Source organism: Streptomyces sp. TRM64462 (assembly GCF_013362995.1).
In the GTDB taxonomy this organism is placed as follows: Bacteria; Actinomycetota; Actinomycetes; order Streptomycetales; family Streptomycetaceae; genus Streptomyces.
On the sequence record NZ_JABWDV010000394.1, the window covers coordinates 112,925 to 139,363 of the forward strand.

The following is a 26,439-nucleotide window of genomic DNA, read 5'->3' on the forward strand; positions in this document are numbered from 1 at the left end:
GGGGCCTCAGGGGACCGAGGGGGATTGCCGCGGCGTGAAGGGGCAGGACCACTCGGGTTCCGTCATACGGCCGCTGTAGTGGCGGGCCTCGTCCCGGTAGGTGAGCAGGCTGGGGTTGGCGGAGCCGTGGAACGTGTGGTCGCGCTGCCGGATCTTCTTGCGGAGCTTGAAGAAGTCGCGGCCCAGGGCGTTGAACTGCAGGTGCGAGTTGAACACCAGGGCCGGCATGCCGAAGCGGCGGCTCGGCCGGGACGCGCCGGGGTGCAGGCCCACGACGAAGAGCGGATGGCCCGCCACGGAGAACGCGAACCGTCTGGACGCGGGATCGGAGTCGTACAGGTCGCTCCACGCGTGGTGGCGGCTGTCCTCGTCGTGCATGGTCTGCAGGTGGCGCCAGACCCGCTCCTCGAACGTCTCCTCCGTGATGTCCGGGAGCGAGTCGAAGGTCGCCACGAAGGACGTGAAGCTGCGAGGGGACGGCTCGAAGGCGGCCAGGAACTCCGTGAGCCGGGTGAGGGTGTGCGCGGCGCCCTCCTCACCGCCCAGCTCTCCGCAGTGGTGGTGGACGAGCGACTCGCGGCGCACCGCCGCCTTCGCGCCCAGGCAGACGAAGTCGTCGCGGCCGACGAACTCCGCCAGCGCCTCGTACGGAGTGCGGCGCTCGCGGGACAGGACGCGGGCCGTGGAGACGGTGACCGGGCCGTCCGCCGCCGTGACCTCCACCTCCACGGTCGCCAGGGCGCCGTCCATGGCCTCGCGGGCCTGGACCAGGCGGGCCTCGGCCGTCAGGACGTCGCCGGACCGGATGGGGCGGAGGTGGCGGTAGTCCTGGGACAGGTGGACGGCCGACGTGTAGTCGTGGCCCAGCGGATGCCTGGCCAGGACCAGCGCCTCGGCCTGGGCGGCCAGGCGTACGGCGAACGTCGGGGGTGCGATCACGTCCGTGTGGCCCAGCGCCCGCGCCGCCTCCGGGCAGCGGTAGGCGGGGTTCGGGTCGCCGATGGCGTCGGCGAACTCCGCGATCCGCTCGCGCGTCACCTCGACGGGGCCCACGGTGTCGGCGGTCTGAGGAGGGTCGGCGGTCTGAGAGGGGTCAGCGGCCACGGAACCCACCGTCCCCGATCGCGTGGGCGCCGCCGTCGACGTGCAGGATCTCCCCGGTCGTCGCCGGGAACCAGTCGGACAGCAGGGCCACGCAGGCCCGGCCCACCGGGTCGAAGTCCGTGGAGCGCCAGCCCAGCGGGGCGCGCCGGTCCCACTCGCCCTCCGACCCGGCCGGATCCGTCGCGTCGCCGTACGTGGCGAGGGCGGCGGGGGTACGGAGCGGGCCTGCGGCCACCAGGTTGACGCGGATGCCCCGCTCCCCCAGGTACGCCGCCAGGTAGCGGGCGCAGGCCTCCAGGCCCGCCTTGGCCACGCCCATCCAGTCGTAGCCCGACCAGACCTGGCGGGCGTCGAAGTCCAGGCCGACGACAGACGTGCCCTTCGTCATGAGGGGGAGCAGCGCGGTGGTCAGGGCCTGGAGCGAGACCGTCGAGACCTCGAACGCGGTGGTCGCGTCCTGGCGGGACGTGCTCAGGAAGTTGCCGCCGAGCGCGCCGGGCGGGGCGAAGGCGACGGCGTGCAGGACGCCGTCGAGGTGGTCGACGTGTTCGCGGAGGCGGGCTTCGAGCGTGGCGAGGTGCTCGTCGTCCGTGACGTCCAGCTCGACGACCGGGGCGGGCCGCGGGAGGCGCTTGGCGATCCGTTCCACCAGGGAGAGGCGGCCGTAGCCGGTGAGGACGACCCTCGCTCCCTGCTCCTGGGCCGCGCGGGCCACGTGGAAGGCGATCGAACGGTCCGTCAGGACACCGGTGACCAGGATGGTCTTCCCTTCGAGGAGGCCGGGTCCGGCCATCACGCGGCCTGCCTCTCCGGGATCTCCGCCGGTGCCGGTGCCCGTGCCGGTGTCTGTGTCGGTGCCGGCACTGGTGTCGGTGCGCCGGTGTGGGCGCGCAGGACCGTCACGGGGAAGTCGGGCTCGTGCGCGGCCGCCGTGACCACTTCCGCGAGGGTGTCCAGCAGCGGTTCCGGGGACGGCAGGACGCGCGTGTCGTAGGTGAGCGTCACCTCCACGCTGTCCGGGCGGTCCATGTAGTAGTCGATCCAGACGGCCGCCGTGGACGGACCCGCGGGGCGCTCGTCCTGCCACAGCGTGGCGAGGAAGGCGCGGGACGCGGTCACCGCCTTCGTACCGGGGCCGAAGGGCAGCGGGCGCGCGGGAGGGAGGATGTTCACGCCCACGTTGCGCGGCGCCAGCGGGGCGACCTCGCGGATGGAGCGCCCGTACGTGGCGGGTAGGGCCTCGTTGGCGCGGCAGTGCGCGGCGATCCAGTCGCCGACGGTCGCCGGCTCGGGGCTGGGCGGGAGCAGCACGCACGGCTCCACGAGCGGCCCGATGACCAGGACGTCCTCCTGCCGCGTATGGCCGTGCCGCAGGCTGAGCAGCGGCTGCGGGCCGTCCGACCACAGGCCGGCCGCCAGGGCGGTCGCGGCGAACAGGACCTCGGCGCGGCTCAGGCCGGTGCGGGCGACCGCCTCCGTCAGGTCGGCGGCCAGCCGCGCGGGCAGCGGACCGTCGAAGTGGCCGTCCCCGATGAAGGAGTCGGGCTGGTCGGGCCCCGCACCCGGCATGTGCATCCGCGGACCGGGGAGCGGATAGGGGGCGAGCAGGTCCTGCCACCCGGCGAGGCTCTCCTGACGGACCTCCTCGTCGGGCAGGTCCTCGACGAACGCCTCGAAGCCGCGCCCGCGCGGGGTGTAGTCGCCCGAGCGGTAGGCGCCGGCGACCGCGCGCGTCAGCAGGCCGAGCGCCCAGCCGTCCATGACCGAGTGGTCGAAGGCGAAGGCCAGGAGTTGTTCGTCGTCCTGCGGCGAGCGGAGGAGGCAGACGCGGCCCGCCGGGTCCTCCCGCAGGTCCGGCTTGTCGAACAGCACCGGCGCCAGGACGGCCGCCGCCTCCGGGGCGAGGCGGCCGTCGGTCACCGTCGCCGGCACCTCGATGATCTCCAGCTTCAGGGGTGCCGGCTCGCGTCGTACGAGGCGGGGGCCGGCGTCCGTCGCGCGGAGGCGCAGATGCAGGACGTCGGTGGCCAGCGTGACCCGTTCCACGGCGGCGGCCAGCCGCTCGGCGTCGAGGGGGCCGCGGATCCGGAACAGGTTCCACGGCTTGTCCGCCGGGTTCCTGCGCAGGTAGCCGTCGGCGTCCACCTCGCCGTTGGCGAGGCCGCGCACCGGCATGCCGTACGCGGGCAGGGTCGCCCTTTCGGTGTTCCTGTTCCTGTTCCTGTTCCTGTTCGTGGGGTCAGTGCTCACGGGTCGCCTCCCGGTGGGCGCGCAGGACGAGGACGGCGTTGTGGCCGCCGAAGCCGAAGGAGTTGCTCATCGCCACCTCGACCCGGTGCTCCTGCGCCTGGTGCGGCACGAAGTTCACGTCCTGGTCGATGGGGTCGTGGCAGTTGATCGTCGGCGGGACGACGGAGTTCCGGATGGCCAGGCCCGCGACGATGGCCTCGACGGCGCCCGCCGCGCCGATCATGTGGCCGGTCATGGACTTCGTCGAGCTGATCGGTATGCGTTCCGTGTGGCTGCCGAAGACGGCGCGGATGGCGTCGAGTTCGGTCCGGTCGTTGGCCACGGTGGACGTGCCGTGGGCGTTGATGTAGTCGACGTCGGCCGGCTGGAGCCCGGCGTCCGCGAGGGCCGCCGCCATGGCGGTACGGGCCCCCCGGCCCTCCGGGTGGGGTGCCGTCCAGTGGTGCGCGTCCGACGTGGAGGCGTAGCCGGCCAGCTCGGCCAGGATGGTCGCGCCCCGGGCCAGGGCGTGCTCCTCGGACTCCAGGACCAGCACGCCGGCGCCCGCGCTCATGACGAACCCGTCCCGGCCGGTGTCGAACGGGCGCGAGGCCTCCGCCGGAGCGTCGTTACGGGTGGACAGGGCGCGGGCGTTTCCGCTGCTGGCCAGGTCCAGTCGGTTGAGGATGTGCTCGGCGCCGCCCGCGACGGCCACGTCGGCCGTCCCGTACCGGATCCAGCGGGCCGCCTCGCCGATGGCGTCCGCGCCCGACGCGCAGGCCGTGCTGATCGCCCGCGTGGGCCCGGTCATTCCGTACTCGAAGCTGATCTCGCAGGCCGCGCTGTCGATGGCCCCGGTGATCTGGGCGAAGGGGCTCACCTTGCGCGGGCCCTGCTCGTCCAGGGTCCGTACGTGCTGGGCGTGGGACGCCATCGGGCCGTAGCCGCTGCCGATCAGGACACCTGCCCGCTGCCCCGTGTCCTCGTCGAGGACGAGGCCCGCCTGCCGCACCGCCTCGGCGGCGGCCGCGAAGGCGTACTGCGCGTAGGTGTCCATGCGCCGGGCCCGCGGCGGCTTCAGGTGCGCGGACGGGTCGAAGTCCTTGACCTCGCCGCCGAAGCGGGTGGTCAGATCCGTGGTGTCGACGCCGGTGAGCGGGGCGATGCCGCTCCGCCCCGCCGTCAGCGCGGACCAGGTCTCGTCGACGGACAGGCCGAGCGGGGTGACGGCGCCCCAGCCGGTGATCACGACCTTGCGGCCGCCGCCGGTCGTCGTGTGTGTGGTGGCCACTGTCTTCCCCTCACTCCTCGCCCGGTTCCCCGAGTACGGGCTCCCCGAGTACGGGGAAGTCGCCGCCGGCGACGTCCGCGCCGAACATCGCGTCGGCCGTGCGTACCGGCACGTTGAGCACGACGACCTCGCCGGCCGCGCACTTCTCCCAGGCACGCGCCACGTCATCGGCGAGCGACGCCTTGTCCCGTACGGTCACCTGGTGCAGGCCCGGGAGCTGGGGCGCCTCGGCGCGTACGGCCTCGGGGTCGAGGAACGCGTGGTCGCCCACCGGGTGCTCGCGCTGGTCGAGCTGCACCTGGAGCCAGCCGTAGCCGCCGTTGCGCAGCACGACGTACAGCAGGCCGCCGCTGTGCGTGACCGCCGTGGGCAGGTCGGCGCCGGCCATGGCGAACGCGCCGTCACCGACGAACGCGACCACCGGGCGGTCCGGCGCGGCCAGCTTCACGCCCAGCGCGGCCGCCGCGCCGAAGCCGAGGCTCGTCTGCTCGGACGGGACGACGGAACCGGCGCCGTCCGCGCAGGCGTAGAGCGGGTACTTGTACGACCACATGTCCTGGAGGCCGTTCTCCTGGACCAGGATGCGGTCGGCGGGCAGCTCGGCGTCCAGGGCGCGCAGCACCTCGGCGATGTACAGCTCGGGTGAGCGGGCCTGCTCGTCGAGGAGCTCGCGGTGGGCGGCGTGCAGCTCGGCGTGGACGGCGCGGACGGTCGTGGACCAGGCCTCGATGGAGGCGGCGGAGGCGGTGGAGGCGGCGGAGGCGACGCGGGGTGTTTCACGTGAAACATCAGCGAGGGAGCCTGTTTCACGTGAAACATCAGCGGGCGAGCCCGTTTCACGTGAAACACCGGCGCCGGAGTCCTCCCGGGAGAGGTGCGCCAGCCAGGACCGTACGGTCGCGCCGGCGTCCGCCAGCACCTTCGGCCCCTGGAACGCGGTCGCGAAGTCGGAGGCCGCCACATTGACCTGGACGACCGGGACGTCACGCCCGACGGCGGTCGGCCACTGGAAGGTGGCGGTCTCCTCCAGGCGGCTGCCGAGGGCCACGACACAGTCGGTCTCCGCCCACAGCCGCGCCGCCTGCTCCTGCGTATACAGGCCGGCCAGGCCGCAGAACAGCGGGGACGCCTCGTCCACCGCGCCCCGCCCGGAGGCGGTGCAGAAGATCGCCGCGCCGAGCCGCTCGGCCAGCCGCTCCACCTCGCGGCCGCCGTTCGCGTGCCGCATGCCGCCGCCGACCAGCAGCACCGGGCGGCGGGCCGCGCGCACGGCCCGCAGCGCGGCCGAGTCGCCCTGCGCCACGATCTCGTACGGGGTCTCCGCCCTGGCCGCCACGGCCGGCGCGGCCAGGGCCCCGGACGCGGCCGCCGTGGCGGCCTCGGCCAGCAGGTGCTCGGGCAGCTCCACGTACACGGGGCCGCGCTCGTGGCGGGCCACCAGCAGGGCCCGGTGCAGGGTGGGCACCAGGCGGTCGGGGTGGTCGACGCGGGCCGCGTACCTGACGAGGGGGGCGACCACGGCGAGCTGGTCGAGTTCCTGGAACGCCCCGCTGCCGCGGTGCTGTGCCCCGGTGCCACCGCTCAGCAGCAGCACCGGCGCGGCCGACGCGGACGATTCGAGGAGGCCGGTGACCGTGTTGGTCACCGCGGGCCCCTTGCCGACGACCGCGACGCCGACCTCACCGGACTGGATGGCCCAGCCGGTGGCCATGAACAGCGCGTTGCGCTGGTCGCGGCAGAGGACGAAGCGGATGCCGGCATCGTGGGCCGCTTCGAGCGCGTACATGTCGTCGCCGGGCAGACCGAACACGGTCCGTACCCCGGAGGCGTGCAGGACCGCGGCGGCGGTGCCCCAGGCGGCGGCAGCGGAAGGGGTGGTCGTGTTGCTCATGGCTTTCCCGGCAGGTAGTCGGCGACGGCCTTCGACAGCAGAAGCGGCTCGGTGTGCCGCTTGCGGCCGACGGCGATGTAGTTGGCGCGGATGCCCCGGCCACCGAACGGCTTGTTGCCGTCCTCGATGTCGATGAGCGTCTGGTCGACGCTCACCATGTGGCGGTCCCGCAGGGCTTCGACGGTGTCCGGCATCGACCCGAACACGGACGCCGCCATGGCGCGCTCCGCGTAGTACGGGTGGCGCAGCACATCGCCGAGCCACTCCTCGGAGGAGAACGGCACCACGTTGAAGACGGGCGCGAACATCTCCGGGGGCAGGAACAGGGTGTCCGTGGGGTGGATCAGGACGGTCGGGCGGACATGGCGGTCGATGAAGTCGATGTGGCCGCCCGCGGCGACGAACTCGCGCTTGCTGCGCAGGTAGTCGAGCGTCGACTCGAAGGCCTCGTCGTAGAACATGGCGCTGTAGTCGGCCGACGCGTCGTCCGGTGTGCCGTGCCGCAGGGCGTCGACGCGGCGCGCCAGCAGGTTGCAGAACTGGGCGCTCACCGAGGTGTGCACGAACACGACGTCGGGTCCGAAGCAGTCCTGCCCGGAGTTGAGCATGCGCACCTTGATCAGGCCGTCGACCGCCCGGTTCAGATCGGCGTCGGCGCCCACGACAAACGGGTTGATGCCCTGGCCGAAGAAGCAGAACACGGTCTCGGGCGGCAGCTGCTCGCGGATCGACTCGGCGTTCTCGTACGAGCCGGTGAAGACGACGACGTCGGACTTCTTGCCGACGTTGTCCATGAACTCGCGCTGGCCGCTGTCATCCAGGACGACCGGAAGGTCGTGGACCGTGCCGATCAGCTTGTGCAGGGCGCGGGTCTGGGCGTCGATCATCCGGGACGGCCGGAACACGATCTTCTGGCTGTAGAGGCTGGGGATGACGACGTACAGGATGTAGCCGTACAGCGGGATGTTCGACGGCATGAGCACGGCGGTCTGCCGGGCCGCGGGCGGGCTGTGCCGGGACACCTCCGCGACCGCGCCTTCGAGAGCCTCGATGGAGGCGTCGATCTCGTCCACGGCGGTGCGGTGGTTGCAGACCTCGGTGAGGATGCCGAGTATCTCCGTGCGGCGCTCGCTCAGCAGCCGGGCCACGTCCTGGAGGACGGTGATCCGGTCCGCGAAAGGGATCGCGGGCCCGGCGGGCTTGCCGGCATCGGCGTCGGCCTTCTTCGCCTCACCGGACCGGCCGGCCCCGCCGGACTCGTCCGACGAGCGGTTGCGCAGGGCCGCCTGCGCCATGTAGCGCAGCGCGGTCAGGTTGGCCTTGCCGTTGGTGTGCTCCGGGAACTCCGCGACCACGAGCACCTTGTTGGGCTGCTCGTACTCCGCGACCAGCTCCGCGAAGACGCGGCGCCAGTGGGCGGCCGGGCGCTCCTCCGGGTCGGCCACGACGAAGACGAGGTCGGTCCCGAAGCGCCCGTTCTCGACCGGGACGACGCGCACGGGCCGCCCGCACTCGCTGGCCTTGGCGGTGATGGCGTCGGGGTAGAGGGTGTTGCCGAAGCGGTGGACGGCGGCCTTGCGGCCGAGGACGCGCAGGTTGCCGTCCTCGTCGAGGAAGCCGAGGTCCTGGGTGCGGTGGACGGTCCGCTGGCTCTCGCGGACGCGGCCGCCCGGCTCCAGCATGCCGACCATGATGTCGGGCGTGTGGACGATGACCTCGCCGACCTGGCCGGCCGGGAGCGGGCGGTCCTCGTCGTCGACGACGGTCACCTTGATGCCGCTGAGCGGCCGGCCGCAGTGGTACGGGTTGTCGGGCGAGGCCAGCGCGATGTTGCCCGCCTCCGAGCTGCCGTAGCCGTCCAGGAGGGGCTTGCCCATACGGTCGGTGAAGCGGCGCTGGAGGTCGTCCTGGAGCGGCTCGCCGCCCACGCACCACATCCGCACCGACTCCAGCAGCGCGGTGCCGGTGCGGCCGCGGTCGAGCAGGCGCAGCATGCCCTCGTACACGGCGGGCACCGAGTCCACGACGGTGACGCCGCGGTCCACGATGGCCTCCAGGGCCAGGTCGGTGCGGCGGCTCGGCAGCAGGACGAGTCCGGCCTTCGCCTGCCACCACAGCAGCAGGATGGACAGCCCGTACTGGTGCGTGAACGGCAGCAGCGGCAGGAGGACGTCGGACTCGGTGTACCGCATCCTGTCCTGGGTGCGGGACACGTTGGCCAGCACCGAACTGCCCGACCTGACGATGCCCTTGGGGCGGCCGAGGCTGCCGGACGTCCAGACGACGAGCGCGTCGGAGCGCTGGGCCCAGCGGTCGAAGGACAGCTCGGCGGCGTCTTCGGCGGTCCCGTCGGCGGCCGCTTCGAGCTCGTGCAGCGGGATCCACGGGGCGTCGGGCTTCTCGAAGGCGGGCGCCGTCTCGGGGTGGTCGGAGACGAAGAAGTCGGCGTTCGCCTCCGCCACGAGACGCGCGAACTGGTTCGGCGTCACCCCGCGGTCGACAAGGCCGACGGAGACGCCCATCTCCATCAGGGCGAACGTGGTGAGTACGGAGGCCGCGGAGTTCGCGGACGACAGGAGGACGCGGTGGGAGCCGTCGACTCCGCGTGTCCGCAGTTCGCGCACGACGCTCGCACAGGACGCCCTGACCTCGGACCACGAGCGATTGCTTTCGTTGTGGCTGATCAGCACCAGAAAAACACATCCAATCTACGAACCGGGTCGGCAGGGCGGAGCGGGTTCGGGGAAAGCCAGGAAGGGCCGGCGACACATCACCGGCGGCGCGGTGCGGACGACGCTAGAGGGCGTGACTCAAGCGGGATTCAAGCGGAGATGGAGAGACGAACAGTCCGGCCGATTCCATGGCGCGGATCTCCGCCTGGTCGCGGTCCAGCTCGGCCTCCGTGTCCGCGACGAGCGAGACATAACCGGGCGAGGTGGCCATGTCGACGGTACGCCCCACGGGGGCGCCCTCCCGGACGCCCGTGACCAGCCGGTCGTACGTGGGCAGGGACGCGAAGGCGCCGTGCCAGGGCCCGGACGTGCCGGCGCGGTCGTTGATCAGCCAGACGTTGCGCACGGTCCGGTTCCAGCGCACGTCCCGGTCGCGGAAGGCGTGGAACGCGGCCGGGTCGGTGAGGGCGAGGGCCAGCAGTTCCACGTGGGACGTGCCCGAGTGCCGCTCGATCAGGTCCGGCGGCAGGGCGCCCATGAGCCGCGCCCCGGTCTCGATGAGCACCGGCCCGTCCGGGGTCAGCATCACCTCGCTGTGTGCGGCGCCGTTCGTGATGCCCAAGGCGGTGACGGCCGGGATCACGTAGTCGGTCAGCACATCGACGCGCGGATCGGTGACCGGCAGGGGCTGCTGGTACGCGTACAGGGGAGCACCCGTCGGCCCGGGCGTCTTGGCCGACAGCCAGATGTCGGACACCTTGTGCACACCGTCCACGGCGACCGTGTTGACCATGTACTCGGTGCCGAACAGGAACTTCTGCACCACGGCGGACGGGTTCGGGTTGCCGAAGTAGTCGAGGCCGGCCAGCACGGCGGCGCAGGCGGAGCGGACCGCGTCGGCGGTGTGGCAGACGTGCACGTTGTCCGTGCCGGCGCTGGCGGCGGGCTTCACGACGACCGGTCCGCCGGCCGCCGCCGCCCAGTCGGCGGCCGCCTCCGGGTCCGTCGCGTTGAAGCTCACCGGTGCGGCGAGGCCCGCGGCGGCGAGGCGCTCGGCCATGGCGTACTTGTCGCGCCTGGCCTCGACACCGTCGAACTCGTTGCCCGGCAGACCCAGTTCGTGGGCCAGCGTGTCGGCCAGGACGACACCGCACTCGGCGCCGGCCACCACACGGTCGACGCCCGCCTCCTTGAGGGTGCGCACGGCGTCGGCCCGGTCGGGGAAGTAGCCGAAGTCGTGGCTGTAGTGGCCGGGTACGAAGGACGGCAGCAGCCGGGGCGGCGGTATCTCCTGGCTCCGTACATGGACGCACTCCACGCCCCGCTCGATGAGCTTCCGCACCAGGACGGCACCGGTCGAGTAGCCGTCGACGATCGCGATCTTCACAGCTGTACCCCCGTGGTCTCCAGAGATTCGGTTTCTTCCGTGCGGGCGGCCACCGGGTCCGCCTCCCGGGCGCGGAGCCGTACGTCGCAGAGCCACGCCAGCGCGGCGATGCCCGCGGCGGTCGCGCCGACGGCGGCGAAGGAGGCGGCGGGGCCGCCGTGGTCCATGACCGTGCCGGCCAGCGGCGAGCCGATCACGTTGCCGACGAGGATCGCGCTGGCGTACGTGCCGAGCGCCACGCCCTTGCTGTCGTCCGGGGCGAGCCGGCTGATCGCGCCGGCGCTCGCCGACAGCGCGGGGGCCACGAACAGGTTGGCCGGCACGGCGATCAGGCACAGCCAGTACCACTCGGTCGCGAGCCCGATCGGCAGGCACAGCACGCCCAGCGCCCCGGTCACGGCGAACACCGACGGCGGGTTGCGCATCCCCCCGTACAGGAAGCCGCCGACGATGGAGGCGACGCCCGCGAGGACCAGCAGCAGCCAGGCCCAGGTGAGCTGGTCGTACCGCTGGAGGGTGCCGATGGCGGCGACCTCGAAGCCGACCACGGCGATGGAGATGGCGACCGTGGCGCCGAGCGCGCACACCATGCGGGCCGTCAGCCAGTGCCGCAGCCCCGGCTTGGCGCCGTCCGCGGGGCGGGCCCGCTGCAGCGGCGGGTTCATCACCAGGTACGCGATGCCGGCCAGCACCAGCAGGCCGCCCATCGCGAGGAACGCCACCGTCGGCGACGCGGTCGAGGCGAGCAGGATGCCGACGGACGGGCCGACCATGTACGCGACGTCGGTGGTCATCGCGTCGACCGCGTACGCCGCGTTCCGGTTCTCGTCGGTCACCATGCCGGCCAGGGCGAGGCGGATGACCGTGAACGCCGGAAGGGTCGTGAGACCGCCGACGAATGCCGCGGCCAGCAGGGCCGTGAACGGCAGCAGGTGCGCCAGGCCCCAGAACAGCGCCTGCGCGACCACGAGCAGGCCGAAGACCGTCCGCAGGCCGTAGCGGTCGAGCCCGCGGCCCTGGAGGGGGGCGCCGAGACCGGCGCCCGCCGTCCAGAACGCGGCGACCAGGCTGCCCGCGCCGAATCCGCGGTCCAGATTGCCCACGATGTGCAGGATCAGGACCGAGGAGATACCGAGCCCCGGCATCTTCGCCAGGAGCCCGATGACCATGAGGGACCGCATCCCGGGTTCCGAGAACAGCCGCCGATAGGTGGAGAACATCTGTGAGCTCCTAGGCTTCTTCGTCCCAGCGCCAGTCGATCCGGTCCAGCAGGTCCATGTCGGACAGCAGACCGCGCAGCCCGCTGAAGTCGCGGACCAGGTTCGTACGGCCCGCGTCGTGCTGGACCTCGGCGATCATCCGGTCGGCGCCGTCGACGCCGTGCATGGTGAGGATGTGCTGCCAGGTCCGGTAGTCGTTGGCGACGAACGCCTCAAGACCGGTGAGCATGGTGTCCACGAAGAACCTCTTCTGGTCCTTGTCGAGGAAGTCGTAGACGGTCTTGGCGAGTTCGCCCGTGATGGACGAGTGGCAGATCTCGTCGCGGTTGTGCAGCTTGACGGTGGTGGAGTTGATCTCCTGGATGTCCGGGTCGTCGGACAGCAGGTGCAGATAGGCGCTGATCGACGTCTCGGACACGGTCGCGAAGGCGAGCGTGGTGAGCTTGCGCTCCCACGACTCGGTGCAGGCGGCCCGCAGCTCCTCGTGCCGCCGCACGATGTGCGGGGCGGGCAGGACCGTGTCCGGGACGGTGATCCGCCGCTTCTGCTTGGTGATCGTGCTCGCGTTGAGGTGCATCAGCGTGTGGTACTGCTCGTCCACCATCGCCTGGGCCAGCGACGTCTCCAGGGCGGGCCCGCCGAGGGACGGGAACTCGCCCTCGATGACGTACGCGAAGGCCGGGTTGGCGATGCGCTGCTCGGCCATGATCGTGTGCCGGTTGTACGCGAGCCAGGACCAGCTCAGCATCCGGTCGCGGACCTCGGGCGGCAGGTTGTCCCAGACCGGGTGGCCGACGAACGGGACGATCCGCTCCGGGTAGTCGGGGCGTGCGGCGTCGAAGAGCTCCTCCAGCTCGGGCTCCTTGCGCTTGACCGTCGCCCGCCGGTGCCAGTTCCCGGCGAGGCGCGTGATGACCGCGTTCTCGACCGGGTCGGTGGGGTCGAAGGGCGGGAAGCCGGGGATCTCGACGAACCCGCCGGCGGTGGGGGCGGTGGCCGGGTCGATGGCCGGGTCGATGGTCGTGTTCATAGTGGTCACTGTGGTCACTCAGGCCTGTTCCGAGGGGGCGGCGGGGTCGGCGGGATCGGCTGGGGCGATGTCGTAGAACCCGGGGCCGTCCAGGTAGCAGATCGCGTTGAAGTCGCGTTCCACGACCTCGGCCGACGGGTGGGCGAACCCGACCGCGAGGGTCTTCGTGGAGTCGTCGACGGTGCGGACGACGGCGCCCCCCGGCCGGACGAAGGTCTCCACGTTGTTGAAGCTCTCCATGCCGCGGACCACGTCCAGCAGCGGATAGGCGCGCAGCGTGCCCGCCTCCGGCGCCGTCGGCCAGGACACCGACACATGGCGCCGCATCTCGTACGGCCGCTCGTACGTGGCGAGGAACCGCTCCGGATGCAGATAGGCCTCCACGGTCCAGCCGATCTGCGACTCCCCGGCGCCCAGCTCGGCGTAGTACGGGGTGTTCGCGCCGGCGATCCGCGCGCCGATCTCGACCAGGCACGGCCCGTCGGCGGTGACGATGACCTCCAGGTGCGCGGGCCCGTGCCGGATGCCCAGGGCGTCGAGCACGCTGAACGCGTAGTCGGTGAGCTCCTGGCGCAGCGGGGCGTCCGGCGGGATCAGATGGCCGCCGGTGATGCGGTCCCGGACGCTGGGGACCGTCATCTTGCTGTACTTCCAGAGGTCGGTGACCCGGTGGCGGCCGTCGCGGCTGACCGTGTCCACCACGTACTCGCCGCCCACCAGGTACTCCTGGGCCACGGCGGCCGTGTTGGTCTCCGAGAAGACGGTCGTGCCGCCGAGGATGCCGTCCAGCGCGGCCGCCGACTCCTCGGGCGTGTCGCAGACGGCCACGCCGTCGTTCGCGGCGCTCCGCAGCGGCTTCACCACGATCCGGCCGCCGGCCTCGCGGTGGAAGTCCAGCAGCTCCTGCCGGTTCTCGACCAGCCGCTGGCGGGCGCCGCGCACACCGGCCGCCTTGATCGTCTCGATCATGACGAACTTGTCGCGCCGCGCGGGCGACAGCCGGGTGCCGTTGGTGGGCAGGCTCAGGGTCTCGCTGAGCAGGTCGGCCAGCTCGACGCCGTACTCGCCGGCGGCGACGACCGCGACGGGCTCGTGCTTGGCCACGCGCTCGACGGTGTCGCTCAGCACGCCGGCGTGGACGATGTCGTCGCGGAAGGCGCTCGTGTCGAACGCGCCCCGGTAGCACTGCGGGACGTCCTCGGTGCTCTGGACGCGGACGACGTCGCAGCCGTCGTCCATGAAGGCCTGCGCCAGCGCGTAGCTCGACGGGTACGCGTCGACCAGGACGACGCTTCTGCGTGTGTGGGTCATGTCTGCCTCTCTCCGCTCCAGTTCCTGCTCGTCCTGTTCACGTCGCCGTTTCACGCCGCCGTCTCCAGGGCCTCCGCGAGGCCCGCGACGGTCGGATGCCGGAAGACCACGACCGGCGAGACCCGGCGCCCGAGGCGTTCGCTCAGGCGGGCCGCGACCGCGGTGATGGCCAGCGAATTGCCGCCGACGTCGAAGAAGTTGGCGTCCGGTCCGAAGCCGCCGTCGTAGCCCAGGCACTCCTGCCACACCTCGGCGACCAGCGACTGCTGCTCGGTGCCGTGCACGCGGGGGGCGGCGGCCCGGGAGTCCGCCGGCCGCGGCCGCTCCTGCTGCCGCGGCTCCGGCAGTGCGTCACGGTCGACCTTGCCGTTCGGGGTCAGCGGGATCTCGTCGATCACCGTGCAGCTCTGCGGCAGCATGTACGGCGGCAGCCGGTCCGCCAGGTGCGCCCGCAGGTCCGCGGTGGCCGGGACCTCCGCCCCCTCCTCCGGGACGAGGTACGCCGCGAGCTGCTCGACGCCCGTGCTCGTCCGGCGTACCGCCACCACCGCGTCCGAGACGGCGGCGTGGGAGCGGAGCGCCGACTCGATCTCGCCGAGCTCGATGCGGAAGCCGCGCACCTTGACCTGGTGGTCGTTGCGGCCCAGGAAGACCAGGTTGCCGTCCGGCAGCAGCCGCACCACGTCACCCGTGGCGTACATCCGGGCGCCGGGCTCGTCGGCGAACGGGTCCGGCAGGTAGGCCTGCGCCGTCCTGGCCGGCCGGCCCAGGTAGCCGCGGCCGACCGCGCTCCCGCCGACGTACAGCTCGCCACGGCAGCCCGGGACGACCGGCCGCAGCCGCGCGTCCAGGACGTAGAGGCGGGCGTTGTCGGTGGCTCTGCCGAACGGGACGCTCGGGCGGTGGGCGTGCCGGTCGATCAGGTCCTCGGTGATCGGGCAGAACGCGGAGGTCACGGTCGCCTCGGTGGGCCCGTACTCGTTGAAGACCCGGCAGCCGGGCGAGGTCACTTCGAGGATGCGCCGCGCCACGTCGTGCGGCACGGCCTCCGCGCCGGTGAAGACGAGCCGTACGGAGGCGAGCCTGCGCGCCGTGTCCTCGGTGGACTCCAGAAGGATCCGCATCTGCGAGGGCGTCGCGTTCAGCGTGGTGATGCCCCGCTCCGCGACCTCCCGGAGGAACGCCTCCGGGTCGTACGCGGCGGTCGGGCCCGCCAGGTGGAGCTGCGCGCCGGACACCAGGCACTGGAAGATCTCCCAGACCGAGTTGTCGAACGCCACCGAGTGGTTGAGCAGCGCACGGTCCCGCCCGGTGAGGCGGCACAGCCGCTGGTTCCAGGCGAGGAACGTGGTGATGTTGGCGTGCGTGATCGCGACGCCCTTCGGGTGGCCGGTCGAGCCGGAGGTGTAGATGACGTACGCGAGGTGGTGCGGCTGCGCCTCCTCCTCGAACGCCCCGAGCGCCTCCGGCACCGTGTCGCCGTCCTGGTCGACCTGGTCGGCCTGGTCGACCGTGACGATCCGTACCGCGTCCCCGAACAGGGCGGACGAGGCCTGCCCCGGATCGGCGACCACGAGCCGTACGCCGGAGTCGGCCAGCAGGTACTGAAGCCGGTCCGCCGGGTAGCCGGGGTCGAGCGGCACATAGGCGCCGCCCGCCTTCAGCACGCCGAGCAGCGCGACCACCAGCTCCACCGAGCGCTCCAGGCACACACCCACCAGCCGCTCCGGGCCCACCCCCTGGGCGCGCAGGGCGCGGGCGAGGGCGGCGGCGCGGCGGTCGGTCTCCGCGAACGTCAGCGACCGGCCGTCGTCGGCCACGACGCACACCTGGTCCGGGGTCTCCCGCACCTGGCGCTCCCACATCCGTACGAGGGTGCTCGGCTCGGGTAGCGGCTCGGCGAGGTCACCGCCGGACAGGCCGCGCATCTCGTCGGGCGTCAGGATCTCCAGCTCGGACAGCCGGGCCCCGGAACGGGACACCATCTGCTCGACGACGCGGAGGAAGTGACGGCCGATGCCCTGGACGAAGTCCGGGTCGAAGAGGTCGGTCGCGTACTCGACGGAGAAGCTGAGGTGCCCGCCGTCGGCGGCGTGGTCGGTGACGTCGAAGGCCAGGTCGAAGCGGGCGGTGCCGAGCCGTCCCTCCAGGTCCTTGCGGTCGTACGGCTCCGTGAGGACGCCCGCGGGCGCCGCCTCGTGCAGCGCGAACAGCACCTGGAACAGCGGGTTGCGGCTCAGGTCGCGCTCGGGGCACAGCTCCGCGACCAGCTTCTCGAACGGCAGCTCGGCGTGCGCGTACGCCTCCCGCGCCACCTCGCGCACCCGGCCGAGCAGCTCCGTCCAGGACGGGTCGCCCGACAGGTCGGTGCGCAGGACCGCGGTGTTCACGAAGTAGCCGACGACATCGGCGGTCTCCGGGCGCGGCCGCCCGCCGACGAGGGTGCCGACGGCGACGTCGCTCTCCTCGGCGTACCGGCCGAGCAGCACCTGGAGCGGGGCCAGCAGGCCCATGAAGAGCGTGACGCCCTCGGCCCGGCACTGCGCCCGCACCCGGTCGGCCAGCTCGGCAGGGACGTGGAACAGCTCGCGGCGGCCTCGGTGGCTCATGACGGCCGGGCGGGGCCGGCTGGTGGGCAGCTCCAGCGGAGGCACGCCGTCCAGCCGCTCCCGCCAGTAGGCGAGGAGCCGCTCCAGCTCGGGGCCGGTCAGCCGCTCCCGCTCCCACTGGGCGAAGTCGGTGTACTGGACCGGCAGTTCGGGCAGCGGTGCGGCGAGGTCCGTGTAGAGCGCGCCGAGCTCGCGGACGATCACGTCGATGGACGTGCCGTCGCAGGCGATGTGATGGATGGTCAGCAGCACGACGTCGAGTTCGGGGGTGCGCAGCACGTCGGCGCGGAGCAGGGGGGCCCGGTCGAGCGCGAAGGGGACGCGGATCCGCTCGGTGAGTACGCAGTCCAGGGCCTCCTCGGTCACCTCCGTGCACGGGGCCGTGACGGGCGCCGCGTCGCGCGGCTCGGGGCGGATCCGGCCGTCGACGGTGACCAGCGCGGTGCGGAGCGCCTGGTGCCGGCGGACCAGCGCGGTCAGGCTCGCCTCAAGGCGCGGGAGGTCGACGCGGCCGCCGGGGAAGGACAGGGCGACGGGGAGGTGGTAGGCGGGGACGCCTTCGTTGAGCTGCTCGAAGAACCAGATGCGCTCCTGGCCGAAGGACAGTCCGGGTGTCGTGGCGGGGCGGATCGGCTCGTCGGCCGCCTGGGTGCCTTCGCGGGACCCCAGGGCAGCGGCGAGGCCGGCGGGAGTCGGGTGGGCGAACACGGACGGGACGTCGACCGGCACCGCGAGCTCCGCGCGCAGCCGTGCCACGGCACGCACCGCCGCAAGGGACTGGCCGCCGAGCCCGAAGAAGTCGTCGTACGGGGAGACCTCGTCGATCCCGAGTACCTCCGCCCACACGCGGCGCACGGCCTCGGTCAGCGGGGGCAGCGGGACGCCGTCGGGCTGCGGAGAGGCGCCGGTGTCCCGTACGCGCTCGTAGGGGGTGCCGAGCACGGCGTTGCGGTCGGCCTTGCCCGCCGGGGTGCGGGGCAGGGCGTCGAGCAGCCCGTAGCCCTGGGGCACCATGTGGGCGGGCAGGCGCGCGGCGAGGTGGTCGCGGACCTGGCGCGGGAGGCCGCCGTCGCCCGTCGCGTCCGGGGCGGGGACGACGTACGCCACGATCTGGTCGCCGCCTGCCGCCGCGCGGTCGACGACCACGACGGCGTCCGCGACGCGCGGGTGGCTGCGGACCGCGGCCTCGATCTCACCGAGCTCGATGCGGTAGCCGCGCACCTTCACCTGGTGGTCGTTGCGGCCGAGCAGCTCCAGGGTGCCGTCGGGCGACCAGCGGGCCAGGTCGCCGGTGCGGTACAGGCGCCCGGTGCCGGGGCGGCCGGTGCTGCCCGCTCCGTCGCCGCCGAAGGCGTCCGGGACGAAGCGCTCCGCGGTCAGCGCCGGACGGTTGAGATAGCCGCGCGCGACGCCCTCGCCGCCGATCCACAGCTCGCCGGTGACCCCGGGGCCGACCTCACGGCCGTCCTCGCCGACCACGTGGAGCCGGGTGTTGGACAGGGCGGTGCCGACCGTGATCCGGTCGGGAGCCTCGTCGATACGGGCGGCGGTGGCCCAGACCGTGGCCTCCGTCGGCCCGTACAGGTTCCACAGCGTGCCGCCGGTGGCGAGCAGGTCGCGGGCGAGCTGCGGGTCGAGCGGCTCGCCGCCCGACAGCAGGACGCGTCCGCGCCCGCCGCTCCAGCCGGACGCGACCAGCATCCGCCAGGTCGTCGGGGTCGCCTGGACGACGGTCACGTCCGCGTCCTCGATCGTCGCGGCCAGCAGCTCGGGGTCGGTGTTGGCGGCCATGGGCGCCATGACGACGGTCGCGCCGACCGTCAGCGGCAGGAACAGCTCCAGCGTCGAGATGTCGAACGAGAGCGGGGTCAGGGCGAGGACGCGGTCGTCCGCCGTGAGCCCCGGGCGCTCGGCCACGCTGCGCAGGAAGGAGCTGATCGCACCGTGGTCGACGGCCACGCCCTTGGGCAGACCGGTCGAGCCGGAGGTGTAGATCACGTACGCGAGGTGATCGGGGCGCAGCGCGGGCCGGGAGGGCACGGTTTCACGTGAAACCGGCCCGGCCGACACGGTTTCACGTGAAACATCGGTGGCGTCCGGGACGTCCTCCACCAGCAGCGTCCCGACCGCTCCGATCTCCCGGACCCGCTCGCGGTGCCGCGCGTCGCACAGCACGAGTCCGGCGCCGGAGTCGGCCGTCATGTGCCGCAGCCGGTCCGTCGGGTAGCTGGGGTCGAGCGGCAGGTACGCGGCACCCGACCTCAGGATGCCGAGCAGCGCCACGACCATGTCGACCGACCGGTCGAGGCAGACGCCGACCAGAGACTCGGGTCCGATGCCACGTGCCCGCAGCTCGGCCGTGAGCGCCGTGGCACGGCGGTCCACTTCTGCGTAGGTCGCGCGTCGCGTGCCCGCGACGACGGCGACCGATTCGGGAGCCTCCGCGACGCGCTGCTCCCACAGGGCGACCAGGGTGGTCGACGCCATGACTGATCCTTTCTCAGCCCCACGCGGGGACGGTGCGCATGATGGTTTCGGCCAGCTGCGGTTCCGCGCCGCGTACGTAGAGGTGCTCGCCCGGGAAGAGGCGCAGCTCGAAGTCCGCCGATGTGTGGTCGTGCCAGGCGGCCAGCTCCGGCTCACGGACGGTGTCGTCGTCGGAGCCGCCCAGGACGGTGAACGGGCAGGGCAGCGGCGCCTCGTGCTCGTACGCGTACGTCTCACACAGGGTCAGGTCGGCGCGCATCAGCGGAAGCAGCAGTTCCTGGAGCTCCGGGTCGAGGCCCGCGAACTCGCCGCGGCCCAGTCGGTCGAGCAGCTCGGCGTCCGGGAGGTGGTGCAGCGGCTCGCGGTCCGGCAGGTCGGGGGCGCGCAGCGCCGACAGGAACATCCGGGCGGGCAGCGGCGCGCCCATGGTCCGGAGCCGACGGGCCACCGCGAAGGCGACCAGGGCGCCCATGCTGTGCCCGAAGAACCCGAACGGCAGCTCCGTGCGGGACGCGATCAGCGGCGCCAGCTCGTCCACGACGGCGTCCACGGAGGTCAGCGGGTCCTCGGCGAAGCGGTTCTCGCGGCCGGGGAGCTGGACGGTGACGACCTCGACGGTGTCGGGGACGTGCGGGGCCAGCCGGTAGGCGGAGGCACCGGCGCCGGCGTGCGGGAAGACGAAGAGGCGGTGGCGCGCGGTCTCCTGCCGGCTGCCGAGGCCGCGCAGCCACAGCTGCGCGAGGCCCTCCCGCGCGGTGGCGGTGGTGAAGGTCCCGGCGCTCATCGGACCGCGCTCCCGGCAGAGCCGGCAGAACCAGCAGAACCGGCAGAAGGGGCAGAACCGGTCCGTACGGAGCGCGGCGTCAGATCGGTCCACACCTGCTCGATGTGGTCCAGGCACTCCTGCTTGCCGCCGTCCTTGCCGGCCGGCTCCCAGCCCGCGGGGAGCTCACGGTCCGCGAACCAGATCGAGTACTGCTCCTCGTGGTTGACGACGACGAGGTAGCGGTCTTCCGTCGTGTTGTTCATGGTCAGACCCCCACACCGGTGAAGAAGTCGGTCTGCCGACGGCCCTTGCCGGCCGCGACGACCCGGTCGTGCACCCACTTGCCGACGGCCAGGTCCAGGACGCCGAGGCCGAACGGCGAGAAGATCGCGGGCCGGCCGCGGTGCCGTACCCGGCGCTGCTGGAGCAGGTCGCCGAGCGTGCCGTCGACGAAGTCGCGGTTGCCGGTCCGCTGCTCGGCCAGGTGCAGCGAGGTGCGCTCGCGTACGGCGTGGTCGATGTCGTCCGTGAAGTTCTGCGCGGCGAGGACGACCTCGGGCCCGAGGTCGCGCAGCGACAGGTGGAGGACCACCGGCGCGTGGGCGAGGAGCCGCGGGTCGTGCAGGTGCGGTTCGCCGGCCACGGTGGTCAGGACGACCAGGTCGCAGTCGGTGAACGCGTCCTCGACGCGCTCGGCGATCAGCACGTCCGCGTCGGTGTGCTCGGCGAGGACGTCCCGGTAGCGCTCGGCCGCGGCGCGGTCGAGGTCGAAGAGGCGGAAGCCCTCGATGTCCCAGTCGAGGTCGCGCAGGAACTTCCAGACGTGCTGCGCGATCAGTCCGGTGCCGACGACGCCGACGCGGCGGGCGCGCCGCTCACCGATGAGGACCTCGGCGCCCAGCACGGCGGAGGCCGCGGTGCGGGTGGCGGAGATGATCGACGACTCCATGCAGGCGAACGGGTAGCCGTTGGCGCAGTCGTTGAGGATCAGCGTGGCGGACGCGCGGGGGATGCCGTGCCGGGTGTTGTCCGGGAAACTGGCGATCCACTTGTTGCCGGCGACCTCGAACTCGCCGCCCAGGTAGGCGGGGAGCGAGATGATGCGCGACCGGGTCTGGTGCGGGAAGCGGAGGAAGGAGCTGTGCGGGTTGGAGCTCTGGCCGGCGTCGTGCGCCAGGTAGGCGGCACGGACGACGTCGAGGATCTCCGGGCGGCTGCCCTCGATCTCGGCGGCCACGTCACCCGCGTCGATCACCGTCATGGGCGTCGGAGTCATGGAAGGCACGGGAACGGTTCTCTTTCAGTTCGCGACCAGGGCGCCGACGCGGGAGGCGATGGCCTCCGAGGCGTGTGACCCGGAGGCGACTGCCTCCGAGGCCAGGGCCTCTTCCGCGCGGAGCTGCTGGAACCAGTCGGGGTTGTAGATGGTCTTGGTGTACGCGTGGCCCCGGTCGGCGGCGATGAAGGCGACCTTGGGGCGACGCGCGCCGGGGCCGTGCGGGCGGGGCGGCTTGCGGGCGAAGTAGCTCTGGACGGCCGCGTACGTACTGCCGGTCGAACCGCCGGCGAAGAGCCCGTACGCCGCGACCAGCGCGTGGCAGCCCTCGACGGCGCGCACCTCGGACACGATCTCGATGTCGTCGATGAGGGCCTGTTCGCAGAGCGGCGGCACGATGCTGGAGCCGATCCCGGGAATCCGCCGTTTCTTGGGCGGCCCGCCGAAGATCACCGAACCTTCGGTGTCCACGGCCACGATCACGCAGTGGGGAAAGGCCTCCTTGACGCGGTGCGAGACCCCCGCGATGGTGCCGCCCGTGCCCACGCCGACAAACAGGTAGTCGAGCGGTCCGGCCTGCTCGATCAACTCACCGGCGGTGAAGTGGTAGTGCGCGTCACGGGCATCCGGGTTGGCGTACTGGTTGGGCCAGTAGGCCTGCCCGAGTTCCCTCAGCAGTTCCCGCACTCTCGTCAGACGGGTCCTCAGATATCCGCCCGCCGCGTCCCGCGTGGAGACTTTCTCCACGCGGCGGCACAGGAGCCGCAGATGCGCTTCGGTGGCCGCGTTGCAGTTCGGGTCGATGACCGGAACGAAGGAAATTCCGAGCATTCGGCAGTAAAAGGCAAGAGCCAGAGCGAAGTTGCCGGACGACGACTCGACCACCGTGGTGTTCCGGTGGATGTCACCACGGGCGATCGCCCGTTCCAGAATCCAGAGCGCCGACCGGTCCTTGGTGCTGCCGGTCGGATTGCAGAATTCCAGCTTGGCGACCAGGTCGCAGGTGTCGTCCGCGAGCGGAATCAGCGGGGTACCCGTGAGTCCGGCGCGGAGCCGGCTCATCCGGTCGATCAGGGTTTGATCAGCACGCCTTTGCAGCATGGGGCGACTCTGGCACGCGGCCTCGAACCCCGGCTCAAGCCCGACTCAAGCGTGCGCTGACCGCTGTTCAACCGCGTACAGCGGCCGGTTGAACAGGGACGTGGGGCACGGGGCACAGGGCGTGCGGCACGGGGCGTGCGGCACGGGGCACAGGGCGTGCGGCACGGGGCGTCGGTGTGACCGCGCGGGTCACTCGGCGCCGGGCAGATACCCCAGCCGTACCGCCTGGACACCGGCCTGGAAGCGGCTCCTGGCGTTGAGCGTGGTGAGCAGGGCCGACATCGTCCGGCGCACCGTGCGCGCCGAGACGCCGAGGTGGTGGGCGATCGCCTCGTCGGTGAGCCCTTGCGCCATCAGCCGGAGTACCTCAGCCTGATGCGAGGTCAGCTTCTCGGGCTCCCGCTCGGGACGCGACCCGAGGGGCTGCGCGGACTGCCAGACGGTCTCGAACAGCGCGTGGATCAGGGCGATGGTGCCCGGGTTCTCGACGACGACCGCGCCGGCCCCGGTGTTCCGGCTGTCGGTCGCGATGAGGGCGATGCGCCGGTCGATCAGAATGAGGCGATTGGGAAGGGTGGGGGTGGTACGGACCCCGGCCCCGTGGGCGACCAGCCATTCGGCGTGGGCGACGGTGGGCTGGTCACGGCGAATGCTGTCCAGATACACCGTCCGCATCCGCACACCCCGATTGAGCAACCGCAGGTTGAGAGGGCGTGAGGCGGCCATGTTCTCCGGGGTCTGCGGACCGCCGGGAGCGAAGGTGAGGAATTCGTCCTTGACCTCGTTGGCCAGAATCTCGAGGTGTTCCCTGATGGCGTCGACACCCGAGAGGTACAGGAATCCCGACCCCGCTCCGGGAGCGTGCTGATGGGCGAACTGCGCGATGGTTTCCGCGACCACCGCGCGGCTGGCCTCGACCCGCTGCTGGTGTGCGGCCAACTCGGCCTGCTGCTGCGCGAGAAGAGCCTCAAGGCCGAGTAGCGGGTTCACCGGACGCACCTGGGATCGGTCCACTGTTGAACGTCTGACCAGCGCGAGACGGCTCAGCCTGTCCAATGCGTCGCGCACGTCGCTCTCCGGCAGGCCCAGGTCTTCGGCCCACTCCTCGACGCTTCCCTCCGGGCGCGCGAGCATCGCCCGGTACACGGCCTCGGAAGCCGCGTCTATACCCAGTCCAGAAAGCAAGGTGATCTCCCCTGGACGCCTGGTCCCCGTGTAAATGCCGAAATGCTTTGCACATTAACACGATTGCAGGGGGACGGCGGCTGTAACGAGGATCGCCCTTTTCTTCACTTCTCACCACTTCTCTCCCCTTTGATTCGACAGGTGATGCGATGTACCTCATCCACCTCCATCTCGCGCCCCATCCGGTCGGCCTGCCGCTCCCCGAGGACACGGCGGCGGTCGTCACCGACGCCGTACGACCCGGCTCCGGCGTGGTCCGCCATGTCACCGTGCATCCGGCGGACGGGCACGGACTGGTCGTAGGTCTCTACGTGGCGGCCGATGGTCCGGAACAAGCCGAGGCGGCGGCCCGAGTGACGTGGTGGAGAGCCGTCGCGGCCCGCCCGCGGCTCGGCGGCTGGCCCCTCCTCTCGACGGAGCTGGCCATGACCCTGGACCGGACTCCATGATGCGTTCCGGTCCCCCGCACCCCCTGCTGACCCCCCACTGACACCCCGCTGACCTGCGACGTAACCCCGCCGTGTCCGCATGCGGACATGACCGCTCTGCCCACCCCGAAACGTCTTCTCACCGCTCTCGAGCACAGGTGAAATTCAGGTGTCGGTCCGACCAGACCGGCGGTTCACGTAAGAGAGCTCAAGGGGAGACGACGATGCGTCGAGTGGCTTGTTTCGGTGCGGCGGTCGCGGCGGTGCTGGCGATGGCGATGAGCGTGACGGGGGCACAGGCGCTGACCGTCGGCAACACGGACGACGCCGGCTGGCAGGGTCCGGTCGCCGCGCAGCCGGTCGACGGCACGACGGCACAGCTGGCGCCGCGGACCGCGTCGGACGACGCGGGCTGGCAGTAAGGGACCGGCCGTGGGAGCCGTCATGGGACCGGTCGTGGGACCTGGCATGGGACCGGTCGTGGGACCGGTCGTGGGCCCTGTGCGACCTGTCGAGGGAGCCGCCGTGGGCGTGGCCGAGCGGCGGACGGACGCCGACCGTCTGCTCCGCCTGCGGAACGAACTGCTCGACGCGCCCGTCGAGTACGTGCCGGTCGCCGCCCTGAAGGTCGTGGAGTCCCCCCGGCACACCGTCGAGGACCCGGGCCACTGCCGGACGCTCGCGGAGATCGGGGACATGGGGGAGACGCTGCCGCCGGTGGTCGTCCACCGGGCCTCCATGACCGTCGTCGACGGGATCCACCGGCTGCGGGCCGCGCGGCTGCGGGGCCGGGACACCATCCCCGTACGGTTCTTCGACGGCAGCGCGGAGGACGGCCGCCTCCTGGCGGTGGCCCTGAACGTCACGCACGGCCTGCCCCTGACCATGGCGGAGCGCACCGCGGCCGTCGCGCGTATCCTCGCCGTCCACCCCGAGTGGTCCGACCGTGCCGTGGCCTCGGTCGCGGGCCTGTCGGCCGGCAAGACGGCCGAGATCCGGCGGGGGCTGTTCGGCACCGCTCGACCCGGCGCCAAGCGCGTGGGCCGCGACGGCCGGGCCCGGCCGCTGGAGCCCGCCCGGGGACGCGAACGGGCGGCAGCGCTGCTCCGTGAGAACCCGACGGCGTCGCTGCGCCGGATCGCACGGGAGGCGGGCGTCTCGCCGGCCACCGTCGCGGACGTACGCCGGCGCATGACGTCCGGCGACGGCGGCACGGCATCCGGCGGTACGGGCGCGGACGGGACGGCCACCGGCGGTGGGCGCTCGCCCGAGGCGGCCGCGACGGTGACGGCGGCGGTGACGGCGACGGCGACGGCGACGGCGACGGTGACGGCGGCCGCCGTGCGGCAGGAGCCGCCGGACCTCGCCGAGATCCACAGCATGCTGCGGCGCGATCCCGCGCTGCGCTTCAACGAGACCGGACGGTCGTTCCTGCGGCTGCTGGAGGCGGGCGCCGCGCTGTCCCGGCACCGGGAGGGCATCGCCGCCAGCCTGCCCCCGCACTGCAGGGAGGCCGCCGCCCGGCTGGCACAGGTCTACGCGCAGAGCTGGGAGCTGTTCGCCAAGGAACTCCAGTAGGGCCGGCAGACCGGCGACCGGCAGACCGGCAGGCGCCGACAGGTCCGGCACGGCCGGATACGGGGAGAACGGGGAGAGCCAATGCGAGTCAATCTTCTGGGGCCGTTCGAGGTCCACACCGGAGGGAGCTGCGTCAACGCGGCCCCCGCCGCCCAGAAGGTCCGTCAGACGCTGGCGCTGCTGGCGCTGAACGCCAACCGGGTGGTGCGGTCCGAGCAGCTCATGGAGGAGCTCTGGGGAGACCACCCGCCGGTCAGCGCCCACACGGCCCTGCAGACGTACGTGTACCAGATCAGGAAGCGGTTCGAGCTCGGCAACCCGAGGAGCGGCGGCCACGCCCGGGGCACCGCCCGGCCCGTGCTCAGCACCGTGGACGGCGGCTACCACCTTGCGCTCCCCGCGGAGCATGTGGACGCCCTGCGGTTCGAGCCCCTGATCGCCCGTGCCCGCAGGGAGTTCCGAGCCGGGGACGTCCCGCGCGCCCGCGACGCCGTCGCCGCCGCGCTCACCCTGTGGCGGGACGCGGCGCTGGTCGACGTACGCAAGGGAGCCGTCCTGGAGGCGGAGGCGCTCCGCCTCGACGAACTGCACACCAGCGCGGACAACCTGCGCATCGAGGCCGACCTGCATCTCGGCCGCCACCACGAGCTGCTGGGCGAACTGACCTCGCGCGCCGCGCTCGAACCCACCGACGAGGGCGTCCTGCGCCACCTGATGACGGCGCTGTACCGGACGGACCGCCGCTCCGACGCGCTCCGCGTCTACCAGCGCGCCCGCCGGCGGATCGCGGAGGAGTTCGGGCTCGACCCCTCCCCCGAACTCCAGGCGCTGCACACGGCCATCCTCCAGTCGGACGAGTCCGTCCTACGCCCGC

The 26,439-nt window shown here is 72.4% G+C and carries 20 protein-coding genes; 4 read left to right on the forward strand and 16 right to left on the reverse strand.

The annotated features are described in order from the left end of the window. Positions 1 to 6 precede the first annotated feature (6 nt). The 16 genes from gntA to HTZ82_RS23110 form a co-directional block, all read right to left on the reverse strand. Positions 7 to 1,104, reverse strand: a complete 1,098-nt coding sequence (gene gntA, locus HTZ82_RS23035; RefSeq protein WP_175411356.1) for a guanitoxin biosynthesis heme-dependent pre-guanitoxin N-hydroxylase GntA — start codon at positions 1,102 to 1,104, stop codon at positions 7 to 9. Then, the gene (gene fabI, locus HTZ82_RS23040) at positions 1,094 to 1,897 is read right to left on the reverse strand and encodes an enoyl-ACP reductase FabI (protein WP_175411357.1); all 804 of its coding nucleotides are present in this window, start codon (positions 1,895 to 1,897) and stop codon (positions 1,094 to 1,096) included. The genes gntA and fabI overlap by 11 nt, the downstream gene beginning before the upstream one ends. Then, positions 1,897 to 3,354 carry a condensation domain-containing protein gene (locus tag HTZ82_RS23045; protein WP_175411358.1) on the reverse strand — a complete coding sequence of 486 codons (1,458 nt, stop codon included), beginning with the start codon at positions 3,352 to 3,354 and terminating at the stop codon, positions 1,897 to 1,899. The genes fabI and HTZ82_RS23045 overlap by 1 nt, the downstream gene beginning before the upstream one ends. Further along, positions 3,344 to 4,624: a beta-ketoacyl-ACP synthase II gene (gene fabF / locus HTZ82_RS23050; RefSeq protein ID WP_175411359.1), complete on the reverse strand. Its 1,281-nt coding sequence runs from the start codon at positions 4,622 to 4,624 to the stop codon at positions 3,344 to 3,346. Before fabF ends, HTZ82_RS23045 begins: the two co-directional genes overlap by 11 nt. 10 nt (positions 4,625 to 4,634) lie before the next feature. Then, positions 4,635 to 6,515, reverse strand: a complete 1,881-nt coding sequence (locus HTZ82_RS23055) for a thiamine pyrophosphate-binding protein (protein ID WP_175411360.1) — start codon at positions 6,513 to 6,515, stop codon at positions 4,635 to 4,637. Continuing rightward, on the reverse strand, positions 6,512 to 9,205 hold the full coding sequence (locus HTZ82_RS23060; protein WP_175411361.1) for an aldehyde dehydrogenase family protein: 2,694 nt from the start codon (positions 9,203 to 9,205) through the stop codon (positions 6,512 to 6,514). Before HTZ82_RS23060 ends, HTZ82_RS23055 begins: the two co-directional genes overlap by 4 nt. Positions 9,206 to 9,311: 106 nt before the next feature. Continuing rightward, complete coding sequence (locus tag HTZ82_RS23065) at positions 9,312 to 10,574, reverse strand: ATP-grasp domain-containing protein (RefSeq protein WP_175411362.1); 1,263 nt, start codon at positions 10,572 to 10,574, stop codon at positions 9,312 to 9,314. Continuing rightward, the gene (locus HTZ82_RS23070) at positions 10,571 to 11,794 is read right to left on the reverse strand and encodes an MFS transporter (protein ID WP_175411363.1); all 1,224 of its coding nucleotides are present in this window, start codon (positions 11,792 to 11,794) and stop codon (positions 10,571 to 10,573) included. The genes HTZ82_RS23065 and HTZ82_RS23070 overlap by 4 nt, the downstream gene beginning before the upstream one ends. A gap of 10 nt (positions 11,795 to 11,804) precedes the next feature. Further along, a complete protein-coding gene (locus tag HTZ82_RS23075; RefSeq protein WP_175411364.1) occupies positions 11,805 to 12,824 on the reverse strand; it encodes a diiron oxygenase in 1,020 nt (339 codons plus the stop codon). Between the two features lie 18 nt (positions 12,825 to 12,842). Next, positions 12,843 to 14,135: an ATP-grasp domain-containing protein gene (locus HTZ82_RS23080; protein WP_175411365.1), complete on the reverse strand. Its 1,293-nt coding sequence runs from the start codon at positions 14,133 to 14,135 to the stop codon at positions 12,843 to 12,845. 50 nt (positions 14,136 to 14,185) lie between these two features. Further along, positions 14,186 to 19,231, reverse strand: a complete 5,046-nt coding sequence (locus HTZ82_RS23085; protein WP_175411366.1) for a non-ribosomal peptide synthetase — start codon at positions 19,229 to 19,231, stop codon at positions 14,186 to 14,188. A 13-nt stretch (positions 19,232 to 19,244) separates the two neighbouring features. Next, complete coding sequence (locus tag HTZ82_RS23090) at positions 19,245 to 20,015, reverse strand: thioesterase II family protein (protein ID WP_175411367.1); 771 nt, start codon at positions 20,013 to 20,015, stop codon at positions 19,245 to 19,247. Continuing rightward, positions 20,012 to 20,260 carry an MbtH family protein gene (locus tag HTZ82_RS23095; RefSeq protein WP_175411368.1) on the reverse strand — a complete coding sequence of 83 codons (249 nt, stop codon included), beginning with the start codon at positions 20,258 to 20,260 and terminating at the stop codon, positions 20,012 to 20,014. Before HTZ82_RS23095 ends, HTZ82_RS23090 begins: the two co-directional genes overlap by 4 nt. Before the next feature lie 2 nt (positions 20,261 to 20,262). Beyond that, positions 20,263 to 21,273, reverse strand: a complete 1,011-nt coding sequence (sbnB, locus tag HTZ82_RS23100) for a 2,3-diaminopropionate biosynthesis protein SbnB (RefSeq protein ID WP_175411369.1) — start codon at positions 21,271 to 21,273, stop codon at positions 20,263 to 20,265. A 24-nt stretch (positions 21,274 to 21,297) separates the two neighbouring features. Continuing rightward, positions 21,298 to 22,374: a 2,3-diaminopropionate biosynthesis protein SbnA gene (gene sbnA / locus HTZ82_RS23105; RefSeq protein ID WP_254712043.1), complete on the reverse strand. Its 1,077-nt coding sequence runs from the start codon at positions 22,372 to 22,374 to the stop codon at positions 21,298 to 21,300. A gap of 189 nt (positions 22,375 to 22,563) precedes the next feature. Further along, positions 22,564 to 23,559, reverse strand: coding sequence for a LuxR C-terminal-related transcriptional regulator (locus HTZ82_RS23110; RefSeq protein ID WP_175411370.1), 996 nt, complete (start codon positions 23,557 to 23,559; stop codon positions 22,564 to 22,566). A 149-nt stretch (positions 23,560 to 23,708) separates the two neighbouring features. Here HTZ82_RS23110 and HTZ82_RS23115 point away from each other — a divergent pair, with 149 nt between their 5' ends. From HTZ82_RS23115 to HTZ82_RS23130, 4 genes are all read left to right on the forward strand, one after another. After that, positions 23,709 to 24,008, forward strand: a complete 300-nt coding sequence (locus HTZ82_RS23115) for a hypothetical protein (RefSeq protein ID WP_175411371.1) — start codon at positions 23,709 to 23,711, stop codon at positions 24,006 to 24,008. Positions 24,009 to 24,220: 212 nt separating this feature from the next. After that, positions 24,221 to 24,409 carry a hypothetical protein gene (locus tag HTZ82_RS23120; RefSeq protein ID WP_175411372.1) on the forward strand — a complete coding sequence of 63 codons (189 nt, stop codon included), beginning with the start codon at positions 24,221 to 24,223 and terminating at the stop codon, positions 24,407 to 24,409. A 103-nt stretch (positions 24,410 to 24,512) separates the two neighbouring features. Further along, the gene (locus HTZ82_RS23125; protein WP_175411373.1) at positions 24,513 to 25,565 is read left to right on the forward strand and encodes an AsnC family protein; all 1,053 of its coding nucleotides are present in this window, start codon (positions 24,513 to 24,515) and stop codon (positions 25,563 to 25,565) included. An 81-nt stretch (positions 25,566 to 25,646) separates the two neighbouring features. Next, the coding region (locus tag HTZ82_RS23130) for an AfsR/SARP family transcriptional regulator (protein ID WP_175411374.1) at positions 25,647 to 26,439 on the forward strand (793 nt) is incomplete at its 3' end.

Bases quoted from the DNA above. Each gene is read 5' to 3' on its own strand.
- fabI (WP_175411357.1), bottom strand. From the start codon at position 1,897: ATGGCCGGACCCGGCCTCCTCGAAGGGAAGACCATCCTGGTCACCGGT.
- HTZ82_RS23055 (WP_175411360.1), bottom strand. From the start codon at position 6,515: ATGAGCAACACGACCACCCCTTCCGCTGCCGCCGCCTGGGGCACCGCC.
- HTZ82_RS23070 (WP_175411363.1), bottom strand. From the start codon at position 11,794: ATGTTCTCCACCTATCGGCGGCTGTTCTCGGAACCCGGGATGCGGTCC.
- HTZ82_RS23075 (WP_175411364.1), bottom strand. From the start codon at position 12,824: ATGAACACGACCATCGACCCGGCCATCGACCCGGCCACCGCCCCCACC.
- HTZ82_RS23080 (WP_175411365.1), bottom strand. From the start codon at position 14,135: ATGACCCACACACGCAGAAGCGTCGTCCTGGTCGACGCGTACCCGTCG.
- HTZ82_RS23085 (WP_175411366.1), bottom strand. From the start codon at position 19,231: ATGGCGTCGACCACCCTGGTCGCCCTGTGGGAGCAGCGCGTCGCGGAG.
- HTZ82_RS23090 (WP_175411367.1), bottom strand. From the start codon at position 20,015: ATGAGCGCCGGGACCTTCACCACCGCCACCGCGCGGGAGGGCCTCGCG.
- HTZ82_RS23095 (WP_175411368.1), bottom strand. From the start codon at position 20,260: ATGAACAACACGACGGAAGACCGCTACCTCGTCGTCGTCAACCACGAG.
- sbnB (WP_175411369.1), bottom strand. From the start codon at position 21,273: ATGACTCCGACGCCCATGACGGTGATCGACGCGGGTGACGTGGCCGCC.
- sbnA (WP_254712043.1), bottom strand. From the start codon at position 22,374: ATGCTGCAAAGGCGTGCTGATCAAACCCTGATCGACCGGATGAGCCGG.
- HTZ82_RS23115 (WP_175411371.1), top strand. From the start codon at position 23,709: ATGTACCTCATCCACCTCCATCTCGCGCCCCATCCGGTCGGCCTGCCG.